Source organism: Erwinia magellanica (genome assembly GCF_039023495.1).
Lineage (GTDB): Bacteria > Pseudomonadota > Gammaproteobacteria > Enterobacterales > Enterobacteriaceae > Erwinia.
On record NZ_JBCHVC010000001.1, the window covers coordinates 538,272 to 555,561 of the forward strand.

Below are 17,290 nucleotides of genomic sequence, written 5' to 3' on the forward strand. Positions count from 1 at the left end.
TAATAAACTGAAACTTATTTATGCCGCTGACGAAGATTATCGATGACCGTACTCAGATTCAAATCCTGATCCTGTAGCAGAACCAGCAGGTGATAGATCAGATCCGAGGCTTCGTTGGTCAGCTCATGGCGGTCGTTTACCGTCGCCGCCAGTGCGGTTTCCACGCCTTCTTCACCGACTTTCTGCGCTATGCGCTTGGTGCCGCTGGCGTAAAGACTGGCGGTATAAGAGCTTTTCGGGTCGGCATGTTTACGCTCCGCCAGCAGCTGTTCCAGCTGGTAAAGGAAAGTCCAGTCCGGTGCAGCAGGGGAGAAGCAGCTGGACGTACCCAAATGGCAGGTTGGCCCGATGGGATTAGCCAGAACCAGCAGCGTATCGTTATCGCAGTCTGGGGTAATGCTCACCACGTTCAGGTAATTCTCTGACGTTTCGCCTTTTGTCCAAAGACGCTCTTTGGTGCGGGACCAGAATGTCACCTTGCCAATTTCCAGCGTTTTGGTCAGCGCTTCCTGGTTCATATAGCCGTGCATCAGCACTTCACCAGAAACGGCATGTTGCACGATGGCTGGCATCATGCCATCCGTTTTTACCCAGTCCAGCTGGGCCAGCTGTTGTTCAGTTAACACGCGCGGATCTCCACACCTTTTTCGATCAGGAACCTTTTCAGTTCCCCGATATTAATGATCTGTTTATGGAAGACGGAAGCGGCCAGCGCTCCGTCCACGTCAGCATCCCGGAACGCTTCATGGAAGTGTTCCATCGTACCCGCGCCACCGGAGGCGATAAGCGGCACCTTGCACACCTCACGCACCTTCTGCAACTGAATCAGATCGTAACCATTGCGCACACCGTCCTGGTTCATCATATTCAGAACGATTTCACCTGCGCCGCGCTTCTGCACCTCCTGCACCCATTCCAGAGTTTCCCAGGTGGTAACTTTGGTGCGCTTTTCGTCGCCGGTGTACTGATTAACATGATATTTGCCGGTTTCGCTGTCAAACCAGGTATCAATTCCCACCACGATGCACTGCACACCAAAACGATCTGCCAGACGCGTAATCAGTTCCGGGTCAGCCAGCGCTGGAGAGTTGATGGAGATTTTATCTGCACCAAACGACAATATCTGCGCAGCTTCTTCGGTGGACTTAATGCCCCCGGCCACGCAGAAGGGAATATCGATCACTTCTGCCACACGCGAGACCCAGCTCTTATCAACTACGCGTCCATCGGAAGAAGCAGTGATATCATAAAAGACCAGCTCATCAGCTCCTTCCTGCGCATAGCGCTGGGCCAGCGGCACGATATCGCCGATGATTTCATGATTACGGAACTGTACGCCTTTAACGACCTGACCGTCACGAACGTCCAGGCAGGGAATTATCCTTTTTGCCAGCATGAAATAGCCTCCGAGACGGTGAATTTACCTTCTAACAGTGCGCGACCTACGATCACGCCTTTGGCACCCGAGCCGTTTAACGCGGTAATGTCCTCCAGCGAACCGATGCCGCCAGAAGACTGAAACGCGATGGCGGGGAACCGTGTGGAGATCTCACGGTATAACGCCACGTTTGAGCCGCTCAGCGTGCCATCGCGGGAGATATCGGTGCAGAGTACATGCTTCAGCCCCACAGGTTGAAACTGCTCAATCACCTCTTCCAGCGTCACGCCTGCTGCTTCCTGCCAGCCGCTAATCGCCACTTCTTTGCGGTTGCTGGCATCAATGTGCACGTCCAGCGCCAGCACAATAGCTTCCGGCCCATACTGCTTAAACCAGCTCTTCACTTCCTCTGGATCTTTTACGGCGGTTGAACCGACCACGACCCGGCTTGCGCCAGCTTTAAGCAGAGCCTCCACATCTTCACGGGTACGAATGCCGCCACCTATCTGAACCGGTACGCTGACGCCTGCCAGCAAAGTGGTCAGTAATGGGATCTGGCGGGCAGCAGGATCTTTGGCGCCGGTGAGATCGACCAGATGCAGCACTTCCGCACCCTGGGCTTCATAATCTTGCAGGCGGGGGAGCGGGTCGCTACCGTAATCACGCTGCTGTCCGTAGTCGCCCTGATGAAGACGAACCACTTTGCCCTCTATTAAATCTAATGCGGGGATAATCATACCCGTTACATCTCCAGGAAATTTTTCAGCAGCTGCGCGCCAGCGGCACCGGAACGCTCCGGGTGGAACTGTACGCCGAAGAAATTATCTTTCTGTACGGCAGCGGTGAAGGCTTCGCCGTAGTTACACTGGGCAATGGTGTAGGGGTTCACCGGCATCGCATAGCTGTGCACGAAGTAGAAGTACGAACCATCGGGAATGCCACGGAACAGATGATTGCCAGCCTGAGAGGCGATCTGGTTCCAGCCCATATGGGGCAGCGGCAGGCCTAAATCCTGCATTTTCTGCACAGGCTCTTCGATTATTCCCAACGTTTTAACGCCGCCGCTCTCATCGCTTTCCGAACCCAGAAGCTGCATGCCCAGGCAGATGCCCAGCACGGGTTGAGTACAGGCTTTGATTAACTCGATCAGCTCGCGTTCACGCAGCTGATCCATCGCCGCCTGAGCGGTTCCTACGCCCGGCAGCAACAGCTTATTAGCCTGTAAAACGATATCGGCATCGCGGCTCACTACCGGATCAAAACCCAGACGCTGCACGGCCCACTTTACCGAAGAGAGATTGGCGCAGCCTGTATCCAGGATCACCACATTCATCACAGCACTCCTTTTGAACTGGGCAGCGTATTGCCCTCAACGCGGATCGCCTGGCGCAGCGTGCGGCCAAAGGCTTTAAAGAGGCTTTCCACGCGGTGGTGGTCGTTTTTACCTTTGGTTTTCAGGTGCAGCGTACTGGCCATGGTGTAGGAGAGCGAGCTGAAGAAGTGCTCGACCATCTCGGTGCTCAGATCGCCCACACGCTGGTAACTGAATTCCGCTTTATATTCGAGGTGCGGCCGGCCGGAGATATCCAGCGCGCAGCGCGCCAGGCATTCGTCCATCGGCAGCACAAATCCGAAGCGGCCAATGCCACGCTTGTCGCCCAGCGCTTTCAGCAGCGCTTCACCCAGCGCCAGGCCGGTATCTTCCACGGTGTGGTGATCGTCGATATAGAGATCGCCTTTCACCTCAATATTCATGCGGAAGCCGCCGTGGGTGGCAATCTGATCCAGCATGTGATCAAAGAAGCCAACGCCGGTGTTGAACTTGCTGTTGCCTTCGCGATCCAGCCAGACCTCCACGCTGATCTGCGTTTCTTTCGTATTACGCTTAACCAGCGCATGGCGATCGCGCCTGGTCAGCTGCTGCTCAATGGCCTGCCAGTTAAGATCGTTCCGCGAATAGAGCAGGCCGGTAATACCCATATTGTTTGCCAGCTCCACGTCGGTCGCGCGGTCGCCAATCACATAGCTGCTCGCCGTATCCAGTGCGCCTTCCGCCAGCCAGGCTTCAACCATTTTGGTTTTTGGCTTGCGGCAGTCACAGCTCTCTTCCGGCAGGTGAGGGCAAATCAGCACGTCATCAAACTGTACCCCTTGCGAGGTGAGGATCTGCATCATCAGATTATGCGGGCCGTCAAAATCCGCCTGCGGGAAGCTTTCGGTGCCTAGCCCATCCTGATTGGTGATCATCACCAGCTTGTAACCCGCCTTCTGGAGGGACAACAGCGCAGGGATCACATCCGGCTCGAAGGCCAGCTTGTCCATGCGGTCCACCTGAAAATCCGCCGGAGGTTCGGAGATGATCGTGCCGTCACGATCGATAAAAAGGGTTTTCTGGCTCATGCTTGCTCCATGGAACCGGACGCGCCGGGTAATTTGTTCAACGCGGAGATAACGCGCTCGCACTCTTCGCGGGTACCGACAGAGATGCGTAAACATCCCGACAGCCCCGGCTGTTTATTCTGGTCACGCAGGATAATGCCCAGATCCCACAGCGTTTTAAAGACCTGGCCGGAAGAGGTAAAACGGGCAAGCACATAATTGGTGTCGCTGGGGAAGACCTCCTCCACGCAATCACATGCCTTGAGCGAGGCGATCAGCTGCTCACGTGTGGCGATCAGCTCGCTCACGTGCTGCCTCATCAGCGCGATGCCCTGGTCGCTCAACGCCTGAGCGGCGATATCCGCTACGGGCGTGGAAAGTGGGTAAGGGGCGATCACTTTCATCAGCAGGGCGATAACCTCGGCATTAGCCAGCGTAAAGCCGCAACGCAGGCCCGCCAGCGCAAAGGCTTTTGAAAGGGTACGCAGGATCACAAGGTGAGGATAGGTTTTCAGCCAGCTGGTGAGCGAAGCCTGCGGGCAAAACTCGATGTAAGCCTCATCGGCCACCACCAGCGCTTTACCACGGGTCATCTCCAGCAGCTCGCGGATATCTTCAGGATTGATCAGATTACCGGTGGGGTTGTTGGGGCTACAGACATAAACCACTTTTACGCCATCCAACTGGTCAGCAATAGCTGGCAGGTTCAGCTGCCAGCCTTCCCGTGCTTCCACGGTGCGGTACTCCACGCCGATAGTTTCCGCGCTGACGCTGTACATGCCGTAAGTTGGCGGGCAGAACAGCACCGCATCTTTACCCGGTTCGCAGAAAGCGCGGATCAGCAGTTCAATCCCTTCATCGGCTCCCCGGCTGACCAGTACCTGCTCCGGCGTCAATCCCGCATAGGCCGCATAGCGCTCAATTACCAGCGCTGGCTGGCACTCAGGATAGCGGTTCAGCGTTTGCTGGGTCAGCTCAAAAGGCACCGCCAGCGGATATTCGTTAGCGTTAAGCCAGACGTCGCCGTTGCCGCCAAGACGCCGGGCAGACTGATAAGGCGTCAGGGCGCGAACGTTGGCACGCGCCAGCTCTTCAATCCTGTTGCTCATGACTTCTCCTTGAGCGCGGCGACGCGCAGGGTAACGGCATTTTTATGGGCGGTAAGCTGTTCCGCCGCCGCCAGGATTTCAATAGTGGGCGCCAGGTTCATAAAGCCCTGCGGCGTCAGCTCCTGCACTGTCATGCGCTTCTGAAAATCAGCCAGCCCCAGGCTGGAACAGGTCGCGGTATAACCATAGGTGGGCAGCACATGGTTAGTGCCGGATGCATAATCCCCGGCAGACTCCGGCGACCAGTCGCCGAGGAACACCGAACCCGCGCTGGTGATGCTCTCTACCAGGTCACGAGCCTGGCGCGTCTGAATAATCAGGTGTTCGGGCCCGTAGCGGTTGCTGATTTCCACACATTGCAGTAAATCTTTCGTCACAATCAGGCGGCTGCTTTCCAGCGCCTTACGTGCGGTTTCGGCACGGGGTAGCTCTGCCAGCTGTGCTTCAACCGCCTCCGCAACCGCTTTTGCCATCTCTGAAGAGGGCGTCAGCAAAATAACCTGAGAGTCCGGGCCGTGTTCCGCCTGCGAAAGCAAATCAGAAGCAACAAAGGCGGGCGTGGCTTCAGCATCGGCAATCACCAGCACTTCGGAAGGCCCGGCTGGCATATCTATCGCGGCCCCATCAAGACGCTGGCTGACCTGGCGCTTGGCTTCGGTTACATAAGCATTGCCTGGCCCAAAAATTTTGTCGACCTTGGGCACCGACTCTGTCCCCATTGCCAGTGCAGCAATGGCCTGTGCGCCCCCAACCTGAAACACTTCTTTTACGCCGCAGAGCCTGGCAGCGTAGAGAATTTCGTCGGCAATGGGCGGCGGCGAACAGAGCACCACACGCTGGCAGCCGGCGATGCGGGCAGGCGTTGCCAGCATCAGCACGGTAGAGAAGAGCGGGGCAGAGCCGCCAGGAATGTACAGACCGACAGACGCCACCGGACGGGTAATCTGCTGACAGCGCACCCCTGGCTGCGTTTCGATATCTACCGGGGGCAACTGCTGCGCCACATGGAAGGTTTCAATATTGCCAACGGCAACGGCCATCGCCTGTTTGATCTCATCACCAAGACGCGCCGCAGCGGCCTCGATCTGCTCTGGCGTGACGCGTAGCTCATCAACCTGGGTTTTATCGAAGGTAGCGCTGTAGAAGCGTAGCGCCGCATCGCCTTCAGCCTTCACTTTATCCAGAATGCCGCGCACGGTCTGGCTGATATTTTCTGAAGCAGAAATAGCCGGACGGGTCAGCAGCGCCTGCTGCTGAGCTTCACTACAGCTCTGCCAGTCAATGGGGGTCGCGAAGTTAGCCATTGTTACTCCATCATCTTCTCAATGGGCAGCACAAGGATGGAGCTGGCGCCCAGCGCTTTCAGCTTTTCCATCGTTTCCCAGAACAGCGTTTCGCTACTGACCATATGCATCGCTACGCGGCTCTGGTCGCCAGCCAGCGGCAGCAAGGTAGGGCGCTCTGCTCCCGGCAGCAGGGAGATGATATCTTCCAGCTTGTCGCTTGGCGCGTGCAGCATGATGTATTTGGACTCACGCGCCTGGATAACGCCCTGAATACGGGTCATCAGCTTGTCGATAAGCTCCTGTTTGGCCGCCGGCATTTCACCATCACGCTGGATCAGGCAGGCTTTGGAGCGGTAAATGACTTCAACTTCGCGCAAACCGTTGGCTTCCAGTGTCGCGCCGGTGGAAACCAGGTCGCAGATGGCATCGGCCAGACCGGCACGCGGTGCCACTTCTACTGAACCGTTCAGCAGGCAGGACTTAAACGCCACCTTTTGTTTGTCGAGATACTGCTTCAGCAGGTGAGGGTAAGAGGTGGCGATACGGGAGTTTTGTAAACATTGCGGGCCGGTGTACTCATCGTCCACCGGCATCGCCAGCGACAGGCGGCAGCCGCCGAAATCCAGACGACGCAGCGTGAAATAACGCGGATCTTCTCCCTGAGCGCGGCGGGTCAGCAGCTCTTCTTCCAGCACGTTTTCGCCAATGATACCAAGGTCAACCACGCCATCCATCACCAGCCCCGGAATATCGTCATCACGCACGCGCAGGATATCAATGGGCATGTTCTCGGCGAAAGCTATCAGGCGCTGCTGCTGTAAATTGATTTTAATTCCGCAGCGGGCGAGCAATTCGCGTGATTCATCGCTTAAACGGCCTGATTTCTGCATAGCTATGCGTAAACGGGTGTTATCTAACATGAGTACTTTTCCTTTAACTGTCTGCTAACTGTCTGCGTCAACCTGTTGCAGTTCTCTCATCCCGGCCGGGTTCAACCCAAAAAAAAGCCCCCGGAAGGCGATCTTCCGGGGGCTGCTCTTGCGTTCTGCACCACTGGAAGACTCTGATCGTCTTCCAGCACACATCGCCTGAAAGACTAGTCAGGATGATGGTGATGATGGTGAGTAAACTGAACGCGTGTCATAAAATTCTCTTGGATGAATGGATATTCATATCGTGACAAATAACCTAACGCAGGTGACGCGCCGCGCGCAACCCTTTTTTGTCAATTAAGTAAGATTCTCTCATCATCTCTGCATTGTCACAAAGAGTACGCTGGCGTAGGTTTAAGGGATTGAACACGCCTCACTACAGGAGTCAGAGGATGAAAAGAGTTGCGATTGTGGGTCTGGGCTGGCTGGGTTTGCCGCTGGGGCTGTCCTTAACCGCTCACGGCTGGCAGGTTTTGGGAAGCAAGACCACCCAGGATGGCGTGGACGCTGCGCGGATGTGCGGCATTGAAAGTTATCTGCTGGAGCTGACGCCGGAGTTGATCTGTGATGCGGACGATCTGGAAGCTTTACTCAGCGTGGATGCGCTGGTGATCACGCTGCCAGCCAGCCGCACGGCTGAAGGGGGAGAGAGCTATATGCTGGCCGTTCAGCAAATTGTCGACAGCGCCCTGGCACGCGCTATCCCAAGGATTATTTTTACCAGCTCCACCTCGGTCTATGGCAGCGGTTCTGGCGTGATGAAAGAAAGCTCGCCGCTGGAGCCGCAAACCGTTGCCGGTAAAACGCTTAAAGAGCTGGAGGAGTGGTTGCATCATCTTCCGCACACTTCGGTGGATATCCTGCGCCTTTCCGGGCTGGTGGGTCCTGAACGCCATCCGGGGCGGTTCCTGGCAGGCAAAACGGATCTCGCCGACGGCAGTCATGGCGTTAATCTGGTGCATCTGGAAGATGTGGTCGCCGCAATTTCACTGCTGCTGCAAACGCCCAAAGGTGGCCATATCTACAACCTCAGTGCGCCAGAGCACCCTGCACGCAGCGAATTCTATCCGGCGGTGGCACGCCAGCTTGGGCTGACGCCACCTACCTTTCGTCAGCAGGAGAACACTGATAAGGGCAAACTGATCGACGGCAGCAAAATTTGTCGCGATTTGGGCTTTGAGTATCGCTATCCCGATCCGGCGAAGATGCCGCTTTTATAAAGCGGCCAGTGAGTTAAACCCCTAACCTGTCCCGCAGTGAATACCAGGCTGCGCCAATTGCGGTGAGAGGGATACGAAAACGGTGACCGCCAGGGAAAGGAAGGTGCGGGATTTTGGCGAAGGCATCAAAGCGTTGGGGTTGCCCTTTGATCGCCTCGCAGGCGAGTTTTCCTGCCAGATGGGTAAAGGTCACGCCATGTCCGCTGTCGCCCTGAATATAAAAGACGCCGTTGTCCAGACGGCCAATTTGCGGCATACGCGACAGGGTCAGCAGGAAATTGCCGCTCCAGGCATAGTCGAATTTGATCTCTGCCAGCTGCGGGAAGGTTTTAAGCAGCTTGGGGCGGATCAGTGTTTCGATATCCTGCGGCTCGCGCGCGCCATAAACCACGCCCCCGCCGTAGAGCAGACGGTTATCGGCAGTGAGACGGAAGTAATCAAGCAGGTAATTACAGTCCTCCACACAGCGATTATTTGGCAATAACGACAACGCTTTATCCGCAGAGAGCGGCTCAGTGGTGATAATCTGCGAGCCGCAGGGAATGCTCATGCGCGCCAGGCGTGGCTCAAGATGCGGCGCAAGGTAGGCGTTTCCGGCGAAAATGACGAATTTTGCCGTCACATGGCCCTGAGCGGTGGTTATTTGATGCGGTGTACCGTAGGAGACTGAAATGACCTCCGACCTTTCATAAATACGACCACCATGACGGCGAATGGCTTCTGCTTCTCCCAGCGCCAGATTTAACGGATGAAGGTGGCCGCCATTATTATCCAGCAGCCCGCCTACATAGCGCTCGCTGGCAACTTCACGGCGCATTGCCGCTTCGTCAAGCATCTCCAGTTCCGCATTGCCATAGTGCTCCCAGCGTTTATGTTGAAGCTTCAGGTGGTGCAGCTGGCGCTTGTTCAGCGCAGCGAAAATGCCGCCGGGCCGGAAATCGCAATCAATAGCGTAGCGACTGATACGATCGCGGATCACACTGGCACCCTCGAACATCATGCTGCCGAGCAGTTGGGCGCTCTCTTTGCCGTAGCGCTGTTCAATCACATCCACATCGCGGCTGTAGGAATTTACCACCTGCCCGCCGTTGCGGCCGCTGGCGCCAAACCCCACTTTTGCCGCTTCCAGCACCACCACATCGTACCCCGTTTCAGTGAGAAACAGCGCCGAGGAAAGCCCGGTAAAGCCTGCGCCAATCACGCAGACATCGCACTGAATACTCTCCTGAAGCTGAGGCCAGGACTCATGAGGATTGGCTGTCGCAGCATAGTAACTCTTTACATGATCCATAATGCTCTCCTCATTCATGCGCTAAAAGGTGGCCGGCGTGTGCGCGCTGACAATCCGGCAGGGCTGGGTTGATGAATTGGTAAAGCTGTGCGGATGACCGGTATTAATCACGTAACTCTGCCCCGCATGCAGGGAGTAGCTCTGGCCGCTGATAGTCAGGGTAATCTGTCCCTCCAGCAGCGTGCCGGTCTCTTCACCCTGATGACGAATTTTCTCTCCGGTGGTGGCTCCCGGCTCATAGGTTTCTAACAGCATCGCCAGCGTTCTGTTGGGATTGCCGTTATGGATCAGCTTTAAAGACACGCCCTGGCTGCCGATATCAATCAACTCCCCGGCATCCACCACGACCTTCGGCGGTTCATCTTTTACCGGTTCGGAGAAAAATTCCGACAGGGAGAGGCCATAGACCTTTAATAATTTTTGCAGCGTGCTGACCGCAGGGCTGACTTTATCCTGCTCAATAGTACTGATAGCGCTGTGCGTCAGACCCGATAATTCAGCAACGCGTCGTTGTGACATCCCCATTTGCTGGCGGAGTTCCGATAACCGTCGTCCCGGAGCGGCTTCGTTCATGGCCTCTTTTCCTCCTGATAGCGTTGACAGGCGTGAATAAATCCTTCGAACAGCAGACGGGATAACGCTGATTTTTCACTTTGCCATTCCGGGTGCCACTGCACTGCCAGAGCAAATGGGTGGTCTTCCAGACTGACAGCCTCAATCAGTCTGTCTGCGGCACGTGCCTCAATGCGGACTGAGGGGCCTAGTGAGCGGATCCCTTGCTGATGTAGCGAATTAACCCAGAATTTCCCGCAGCCCTCCACCAGTGATGACAGCAGGCCGCCTGGCTCGACAAAAACTTCGTGTGAGGGCGCATATTGCTGCTCAAGGGAAAGCCCTGCGTCTTCACGATGTTCCTGAAAACCGGAAAGGGTATGCAACTGGCGATGCAGCGTACCGCCCGTCGCCACCACCAGCTCCTGCAATCCCCTGCACAGCGCCAGCATGGGCAGGCGTTGTGCAATCGCCGCCTTAATTAAGGCAAAAGCCAGCCTGTCGCGACCAGCATCGGCACAGTCTTCTGTGCCACTCTCACCATAATGATGCGGTTCGATGTTACTGGGACTGCCGGTAAATAACAGCCCATCCAGCGGAGCCATAGCAATTTCTAACAGATGAGGGGAAGAGATCAATCCGTGTGGCAAAGCCAGCGGCACACCACCCGCTTGCAGCACCGCGTCGAGGTATTTGTTATGTACGATTTGGGTAGGATGCCCACCTTTATCGATCTGACACATCACTACGCCAATCAATGGCTTGTTAAATATAATGCCCATTCAATCCCTCGCCTTCTTGTTCGAAATATCTGCCGGAAGGGCGCTTTTGGCGCAATTTTGTGCAATATATTTTCAATCTAGCAATCGGCTGCACAATATTCAAACGCATTTGGCTGCAAAATAAACTTGAATGTAACATTTGCACACTTTTTATGTTGGCGCTATGTTAGAAATGTGGCTGTTATTTTGAGCAACGCTCAACAACGAAGCGAAGGGTCGAATCATGACAAATATTGTCGAGGTAGAGGACTTCACGAGACACAGTGAAGGGAAACGAACCAGCGCGTTCCAGCATGAAGTGCAGACTTATCTGGAACGCCACCCTGAAACCCAGTATGTAGATATCCTCCTGAACGATCTCAACGGCGTGTTTCGCGGTAAGCGAATCCCCATCGCCAGCCTGAATAAACTTGAAAAAGGGTGTTATTTCCCCGCTTCCGTCTTTGCCATGGACATCCTCGGTAACACGGTTGAAGAGGCGGGGTTAGGCCAGGCACTCGGTGAACCGGACAACATCTGTCTTCCGGTGGAAGGTACGTTAATCCCCTCAGCAGCAGACCCTCAACATCTGGCGCAGGTGCTTTTAACCATGCGTAATCAAGATGGTACTCCCTTTGACGTTGAACCCCGAAACGTACTTAATCACCTCTGGCAGCAGTTGCGCAATCGAGGGATGTTTCCGGTGGTAGCGGTAGAGCTGGAGTTCTATCTGGTCGATAAACAGCGTGATGCGGAAGGCTTTATCCAGCCGCCGTGTTCGCCGGGTAGCGACGAGCGCAACATGCAAAGCCAGGTCTATTCCGTTGACAATCTCGACCACTTCTCTGCGGTGCTGAGTGATATTGACTCGCTGGCGAAACAGCAGGGCATTCCGGCGGATGGCGCGCTGGCAGAAGCCTCGCCCGGCCAGTTTGAGATCAATCTTCATCACACCCGCAACGTCCTCAGCGCCTGCGACCATGCTATCCAGCTCAAACGTCTGGTGCGCCAGGTGGCGGAAAATCACGGCATGACCGCCACATTTATGGCCAAGCCCTATGAAGAGTATGCCGGCAGCGGCATGCACGTTCATATCAGCATGCTGGATGCCGCCGATAACAACGCATTCGCCTGTGACGATGGCAGTAACTCGCCCCTTATGAAACGGGCGCTGGCGGGAATGATTGACCTGATGCCAGCTTCTATGGCGCTGCTTGCTCCCAACGTCAACGCCTATCGTCGTTTTCTGCCGGATGCCTTTGTCCCCTTGCAGGCCTCCTGGGGCCATAACAACCGCACCGTGGCTTTACGCATCCCCTGTGGCGATATCGATAACCATCGCATCGAATATCGCGTGGCCGGAGCGGATGCCAATCCCTATCTGGTGATGTCTGCGATTTTAGCCGGGATGCTGCACGGTATTGATACTCAGCTTCCCCTGCCGCCCGCCATTCAGGGCAACGGTCATGAAGCTGAGGGCAATCCGTTGCCTGTACGTCAGAGCGATGCGCTGTGCGAATTTGAACAGAGCCACGCCCTGCAAAAACTGTTGGGTGAGCGATTCGCCTTCGTCTGGCACAGCTGTAAACACCATGAGCTGATGCATTTCGAACGTCTGATCACCGCAACCGAAATTGACTGGATGTTGAAAAACGCCTGACGGGAGGCTGAAGATGACGCAAACCAACCAGCAATGGCAGGCAAGACGTGAAGCGGCAGTGACACGCGGTGTGGGAAACTCGCTACAGGTTTATGTGCAGAAGGCGCTTAACGCCGAAATCTGGGATGTGGAGGGCAAACGCTATATCGATTTCGCCTCTGGCATTGCCGTAGTCAACACCGGACATAATCATCCTAAAGTTATCCAGGCCGTAACCGCTCAGCTTGAATGCTTCAGCCATCCCTGTTTTCAGGTTACGCCTTATGGCAGTTATGTAGAACTGGCGGAAAAACTCAACGCGCTGGTGCCGATTGCCGGGCAGACCCAAACCCTGTTGATGACCTCCGGGGCGGAAGCAGTCGAAAATGCGATAAAAATTGCGCGGATCGCCACCGGGCGTAGCGGCGTAATCGCCTTCCGTGGGGGTTTCCACGGGCGAACGCTGTTAGGCATGGCGCTGACCGGCAAAGTTCAGCCCTACAAAAAAGGGTATGGGCCTTTCCCTGGTGGGATTTTCCATGCCCCTTATCCTTCCGAATATCTGGGTATCAGCGAAAAGCAGTCTCTGGCTTCGCTACAGGGCATCTTTGCCGCAGATGTGGCACCGGACGATGTAGCCGCGATTATCATTGAACCTGTGCAGGGAGAAGGGGGCTTCTACGCCGCGTCTGCTTCCTTCCTGCACCAGCTGCGCAAACTCTGCGATGAGCACGGCATTGTGCTGATTGCCGATGAGATCCAGAGTGGCTTTTGCCGTACCGGTAAAACCTTCGCCATTGAACACAGCGGTGTGGAACCTGATTTAATTACCATGGCGAAAAGCCTGGCGGGTGGATTCCCTCTTTCAGCCGTGGTGGGGCGAAAATCGCTTATGGAGAAAGCAGAAGCGGGGGGGTTAGGTGGCACCTATGCCGGATCGCCTGTTGGCATTGCTGCTGCACTGGCCGTCATAAGTTTAATTGATGAAGAGCAGCTGAATGAAAAAGCGCAACAGCAGGGGGAATGGCTGAAAACGGCGTTGCATAACATGGCTGAGGAATTTGACTGTATTGGCGATATTCGTGGCACCGGCGCCATGGTGGCAATGGAGCTGGTAGAAGCGCGGGACCGGACAAGGCCGGATAAAGCGCTGACTCAGGCTCTGGTGCAGGAAGCGGGGCATCAGGGGTTAATCCTGCTCTCCTGCGGGGTACGCGCTAATGTTATCCGTTTTCTGATACCTTTAACCGCAAGCAAAGAAATTGTTACGGAAGGTCTCAATCTCTTGTCTTTATCCCTGCGTATAGTGCAGAATATGCGCCCTGCAAAATGATATCTATAACCGTCGCTTATCGCGCCGGTTATTTTTTTGCAGAAATTACATTCGCTTTTAAGAGGCCGGTGCAGAACCGGATAGATACACGCTTTTAGCACGCACGGACGTGCTATGTTGAGGATAATACAAATGGGGCAACACTTAATCACTCCAGCGCACGCCGGTATCCGCCAGCGTGATGACTACGGCGCCGCAACGGGTCACACCTTCACCCGCACCTGCCTGTTCGTTCTCCCGTCAAAGAAAAGTAAAAACTCTCGCATCGCGGGACGTTTCCCTGTGGTTCAACCCGTCACGGTTGGCGCTATGGGGAGAGTGAATCATGTCGCTTAATCCTCAATCCTCTCGTCCGCATCTGAAAAAAACGCTGACTTTACTGCCGGTAGTGATGATGGGCCTGGCTTATATGCAGCCAATGACCCTGTTTGATACCTTTGGCATCGTCTCTGGCCTGACCGACGGTCATGTGGCTACGGCGTATGCGTTTGCGTTAATCGCTATCCTGTTTACGGCTTTGAGCTATGGCAAGCTGGTTCGTCGCTTCCCCTCGGCGGGTTCGGCCTATACCTATGCTCAGAAAGCTATCAGCCCGCACGTCGGGTTTCTGGTAGGCTGGTCATCTCTGCTGGACTATCTGTTCATGCCGATGATCAATATCCTGCTGGCTAAAATCTATTTCGAAGCGCTGGTACCTGGCATTCCTTCCTGGATCTTTGTGGTGCTGCTGGTGGGCTTTATGACGCTCTCCAACCTCAAGGGCATCAAAACCGTGGCTAACTTCAACAGCGTGATCGTGGTGTTGCAGGTTGCGGTGATGGTGGTGATCATGGGCATGGTGATCTATGGCGTGGCGCACGGCGAAGGTGCCGGAACGCTGGTCAGCAGTAAACCTTTCTGGTCTGAGAATGCCCATGTCGTGCCGATGATTACCGGTGCTACGATCCTTTGCTTCTCGTTCCTGGGCTTTGACGGGATCAGTTCGCTCTCGGAAGAGACCAAAGACGCAGAGCGCGTGATCCCTAAGGCTATCTTCCTGACGGCTCTGATTGGCGGAATAATGTTTGTAGTGGTCTCCTACTTCCTGCAACTTTATTTCCCGGATATCTCGCGCTTTAAAGATCCTGATGCCTCACAGCCGGAAATCATGCTCTACGTGGCGGGCAAAGCCTTCCAGTTCGGCATTCTGATTTTCTCCTGTGTCACCGTACTGGCTTCCGGTATGGCCGCGCATGCGGGTGTATCCCGTCTGATGTACGTGATGGGCCGTGATGGCGTGTTCCCGGAGCGTTTCTTCGGCTACATTCATCCAAAATGGCGTACTCCGGCACTGAACGTGATACTGGTAGGCATGATCGCGCTGCTTTCTATCACTATGGATCTGGTTACTGCCACTGCGCTGATTAACTTCGGTGCGCTGGTGGCATTCACGTTCGTGAACCTGTCGGTGATTTCCCAGTTCTGGATCCGTGAAGGCCGTAACAAGTCGCTGAAAGACAACTTCAACTTCCTGCTTCTGCCGCTGTGCGGGGCGTTAACGGTTGGCGCGTTGTGGATTAATCTGGAAGAGAGTTCCATGATCCTCGGCCTGGTCTGGGGCACCATTGGTCTGGTTTATCTGGCCTTTGTGACCCGCAGCTTCCGTAACCCGGTACCACAATGCACTGAAGAGCCGATGTAAGGCTTTACTGAGCTGGAATAAGAAAGGGCGCTTCGGCGCCCTTTTTTGATCGTGCTGAACACATAATTTCTGGCGTACTGAAGCGGCTTATGACTTTCGTACGGCTAACTTTACCCACACTCTTTTATGTTGCATGGCCTTCAGGAAACTAATTCCCGCGCATAATCGAACAGCGCCTTAAGCTGGCTCATCTTCGCCTGATCGCCTTCGTACTGGTTAAACAACATCTCCAGTTCCTGAACATAACTCTGGACCCGCTCCGGATTAAGCGCTTCACGTCGATGCTGTAGCCAACGTTTCTGTTCCGCTTCATCCAGCGTGCCGGGGTAATTACGGGCGCGGAAACGGAACAGCAGCTTTTCGATGCGGGCATCATTAAAGGTCAGATCCAGCGCTGGCAGATTTTCCGGCTGCGTCTGCTGGATTATGGTCATTGCATTGCGATCGGCATCGCTAAAAAAACCGTCATAGAGTTGCGCATCAACGTCATCAGAAGCTTTGAAAGGTTCCGCTTCGGCAAACAGCGCCACCACTTTTTCACGCACTTCAGGATGCTGACGCAGCAGGGCGAGGTTATCCAGGCAGCGCTGGCGATCGATCCCTAATCGCTCTGCATCTTCCGGGCGGAGCGTATTCGCAGGCGCGACCACAGGGCATTTATTAATGTGCATCAGTTTGACCGGAACCGGTGCGTTATCGCCCAGCTCTTCACGACGGGTATAAAGCCGTTCGCGCAGTGAATCGGCATCCAGTTCCAGCAGAGGCGAGATATCGCCCGCTAAATCACAGGTGATCAGCGCATTTTTATTGTCAGGATGCCACGCCAGCGGCGCAATCCAGCTGGTGTTGCCACGGAAAGCACCAAACATGCCAGAGACATGCACCAACGGCTTCATTTGCGGAATATCAATCAGCGTGGTGATTTTATTTTTATTGCGATGGCTGAACAGGAACTCATAAAGCCGTGGCTGCTTCTCTTTTACCAGCTTTGCCATTGCAATGGTGGCATAAACGTCAGACATCGCGTCATGGGCATTTTCATGCGCCACGCCGTTGGCTTTGGTCAGATGCTCCAGCCGGAAGCTGGGAAATCCATCATCATTCTCTGGCCACGCTATCCCTTCCGGACGCAGCGCGTAGCAGGCGCGCATCACATCCAGTAAATCCCAGCGGCTGTTGCCGTTCTGCCAGCTCCAGCCATAAGGATCGTAAAAATTACGATAGAGCAGGTTGCGCGTAACTTCGTCATCAAACCGCACGTTGTTATAGCCAACAATGCAGGTCCCCGGTTCGCTGAACAATGCGTGAATACGTTTAGTGAAATCCGCCTCACTTATTCCTTTGGCCTTTGCCAGCTGGGGCGTAATTCCGGTGATCATCACCGCCTCTGGCTGTGGCAGGTAATCATCCGCTGGCTGACAGTAGAACACCTCAGGCTCACCAATGATGTTGAAATCCATATCCGTACGGATCCCGGCAAATTGCGCAGGACGGTCCAGCGACGGACTTTTCCCGAAGGTCTCGTAGTCGTGGAACAGGAAGGTGGGGCTTGGTTTAGCAGATTTCACAATGATTGTTTGTCCATTTCATAAGGGCTTCATAAGCACTAACTACCTTACCTTTATGGTAAACCATATCAGGGAAGTCATGAAGTCCTCTCTGCTGTAGCATTAGCAGCATTCATTAAAAATCACTGTTTTTAAATAGCCTTGTGTTGGTTGATTAAAGA

General features: G+C 54.8%; 18 protein-coding genes and 1 other annotated feature. Of the genes, 5 read left to right on the forward strand and 13 right to left on the reverse strand.

Translation table 11 applies throughout. The annotated features are described in order from the left end of the window. Nucleotides 1–14: 14 nt before the first annotated feature. The 9 genes from hisIE to hisL form a co-directional block, all read right to left on the reverse strand. Nucleotides 15–626, reverse strand: a complete 612-nt coding sequence (gene hisIE / locus AAH450_RS02395) for a bifunctional phosphoribosyl-AMP cyclohydrolase/phosphoribosyl-ATP diphosphatase HisIE (RefSeq protein WP_342908744.1) — start codon at nt 624–626, stop codon at nt 15–17. Beyond that, a complete protein-coding gene (hisF, locus tag AAH450_RS02400) occupies nt 620–1,396 on the reverse strand; it encodes an imidazole glycerol phosphate synthase subunit HisF (protein WP_342908745.1) in 777 nt (258 codons plus the stop codon). Before hisF ends, hisIE begins: the two co-directional genes overlap by 7 nt. Further along, nucleotides 1,378–2,115 (reverse strand): 1-(5-phosphoribosyl)-5-[(5-phosphoribosylamino)methylideneamino]imidazole-4-carboxamide isomerase, encoded by a 738-nt coding sequence (hisA, locus tag AAH450_RS02405; RefSeq protein WP_342908746.1) that lies wholly within the window; start codon nt 2,113–2,115, stop codon nt 1,378–1,380. Before hisA ends, hisF begins: the two co-directional genes overlap by 19 nt. Before the next feature lie 5 nt (nt 2,116–2,120). After that, entirely contained in the window at nt 2,121–2,711 is a 591-nt protein-coding gene (gene hisH, locus AAH450_RS02410) for an imidazole glycerol phosphate synthase subunit HisH (protein WP_318791194.1), read from the reverse strand. Beyond that, nucleotides 2,711–3,778: a bifunctional histidinol-phosphatase/imidazoleglycerol-phosphate dehydratase HisB gene (gene hisB / locus AAH450_RS02415; protein ID WP_342908747.1), complete on the reverse strand. Its 1,068-nt coding sequence runs from the start codon at nt 3,776–3,778 to the stop codon at nt 2,711–2,713. The genes hisH and hisB overlap by 1 nt, the downstream gene beginning before the upstream one ends. After that, a complete protein-coding gene (hisC, locus tag AAH450_RS02420) occupies nt 3,775–4,866 on the reverse strand; it encodes a histidinol-phosphate transaminase (RefSeq protein ID WP_342908748.1) in 1,092 nt (363 codons plus the stop codon). Before hisC ends, hisB begins: the two co-directional genes overlap by 4 nt. Beyond that, complete coding sequence (gene hisD / locus AAH450_RS02425; protein ID WP_342908749.1) at nt 4,863–6,170, reverse strand: histidinol dehydrogenase; 1,308 nt, start codon at nt 6,168–6,170, stop codon at nt 4,863–4,865. Before hisD ends, hisC begins: the two co-directional genes overlap by 4 nt. A gap of 2 nt (nt 6,171–6,172) precedes the next feature. Further along, the gene (gene hisG / locus AAH450_RS02430) at nt 6,173–7,072 is read right to left on the reverse strand and encodes an ATP phosphoribosyltransferase (protein WP_342908750.1); all 900 of its coding nucleotides are present in this window, start codon (nt 7,070–7,072) and stop codon (nt 6,173–6,175) included. Between the two features lie 78 nt (nt 7,073–7,150). Beyond that, nucleotides 7,151–7,273, reverse strand: a sequence feature (His leader region). Next, nucleotides 7,249–7,296, reverse strand: a complete 48-nt coding sequence (hisL, locus tag AAH450_RS02435; protein ID WP_156485023.1) for a his operon leader peptide — start codon at nt 7,294–7,296, stop codon at nt 7,249–7,251. Its footprint overlaps the feature before it by 25 nt. A gap of 180 nt (nt 7,297–7,476) precedes the next feature. Between hisL and AAH450_RS02440 the strand changes: the two genes are divergently transcribed. Then, nucleotides 7,477–8,304 carry an SDR family oxidoreductase gene (locus AAH450_RS02440; RefSeq protein WP_342908751.1) on the forward strand — a complete coding sequence of 276 codons (828 nt, stop codon included), beginning with the start codon at nt 7,477–7,479 and terminating at the stop codon, nt 8,302–8,304. Nucleotides 8,305–8,317: 13 nt separating this feature from the next. Here the strand turns inward: AAH450_RS02440 and AAH450_RS02445 are convergent, their stop codons facing one another. The 3 genes from AAH450_RS02445 to puuD are packed head-to-tail and all read right to left on the reverse strand — an operon-like array spanning nt 8,318 to nt 10,929. Then, a complete protein-coding gene (locus AAH450_RS02445; RefSeq protein WP_342908752.1) occupies nt 8,318–9,595 on the reverse strand; it encodes an NAD(P)/FAD-dependent oxidoreductase in 1,278 nt (425 codons plus the stop codon). Nucleotides 9,596–9,616: 21 nt separating this feature from the next. Next, a complete protein-coding gene (gene puuR, locus AAH450_RS02450; protein WP_342908753.1) occupies nt 9,617–10,168 on the reverse strand; it encodes an HTH-type transcriptional regulator PuuR in 552 nt (183 codons plus the stop codon). Next, nucleotides 10,165–10,929 (reverse strand): gamma-glutamyl-gamma-aminobutyrate hydrolase, encoded by a 765-nt coding sequence (gene puuD, locus AAH450_RS02455; protein WP_342908754.1) that lies wholly within the window; start codon nt 10,927–10,929, stop codon nt 10,165–10,167. The genes puuR and puuD overlap by 4 nt, the downstream gene beginning before the upstream one ends. Nucleotides 10,930–11,152: 223 nt before the next feature. Here puuD and AAH450_RS02460 point away from each other — a divergent pair, with 223 nt between their 5' ends. The 4 genes from AAH450_RS02460 (at nt 11,153) to AAH450_RS02475 (ending at nt 15,561) form a co-directional block, all read left to right on the forward strand. Continuing rightward, nucleotides 11,153–12,568: a glutamine synthetase family protein gene (locus AAH450_RS02460; RefSeq protein ID WP_463322692.1), complete on the forward strand. Its 1,416-nt coding sequence runs from the start codon at nt 11,153–11,155 to the stop codon at nt 12,566–12,568. 13 nt (nt 12,569–12,581) lie between these two features. Beyond that, nucleotides 12,582–13,880 carry a 4-aminobutyrate--2-oxoglutarate transaminase gene (gene gabT / locus AAH450_RS02465; protein WP_342908755.1) on the forward strand — a complete coding sequence of 433 codons (1,299 nt, stop codon included), beginning with the start codon at nt 12,582–12,584 and terminating at the stop codon, nt 13,878–13,880. Between the two features lie 132 nt (nt 13,881–14,012). Then, entirely contained in the window at nt 14,013–14,216 is a 204-nt protein-coding gene (locus AAH450_RS02470) for a hypothetical protein (protein WP_342908756.1), read from the forward strand. Beyond that, on the forward strand, nt 14,206–15,561 hold the full coding sequence (locus AAH450_RS02475) for an APC family permease (protein ID WP_342908757.1): 1,356 nt from the start codon (nt 14,206–14,208) through the stop codon (nt 15,559–15,561). Before AAH450_RS02470 ends, AAH450_RS02475 begins: the two co-directional genes overlap by 11 nt. A gap of 140 nt (nt 15,562–15,701) precedes the next feature. Here the strand turns inward: AAH450_RS02475 and sbcB are convergent, their stop codons facing one another. Beyond that, nucleotides 15,702–17,129 carry an exodeoxyribonuclease I gene (gene sbcB / locus AAH450_RS02480; RefSeq protein ID WP_342908758.1) on the reverse strand — a complete coding sequence of 476 codons (1,428 nt, stop codon included), beginning with the start codon at nt 17,127–17,129 and terminating at the stop codon, nt 15,702–15,704. Nucleotides 17,130–17,290: the final 161 nt, after the last annotated feature.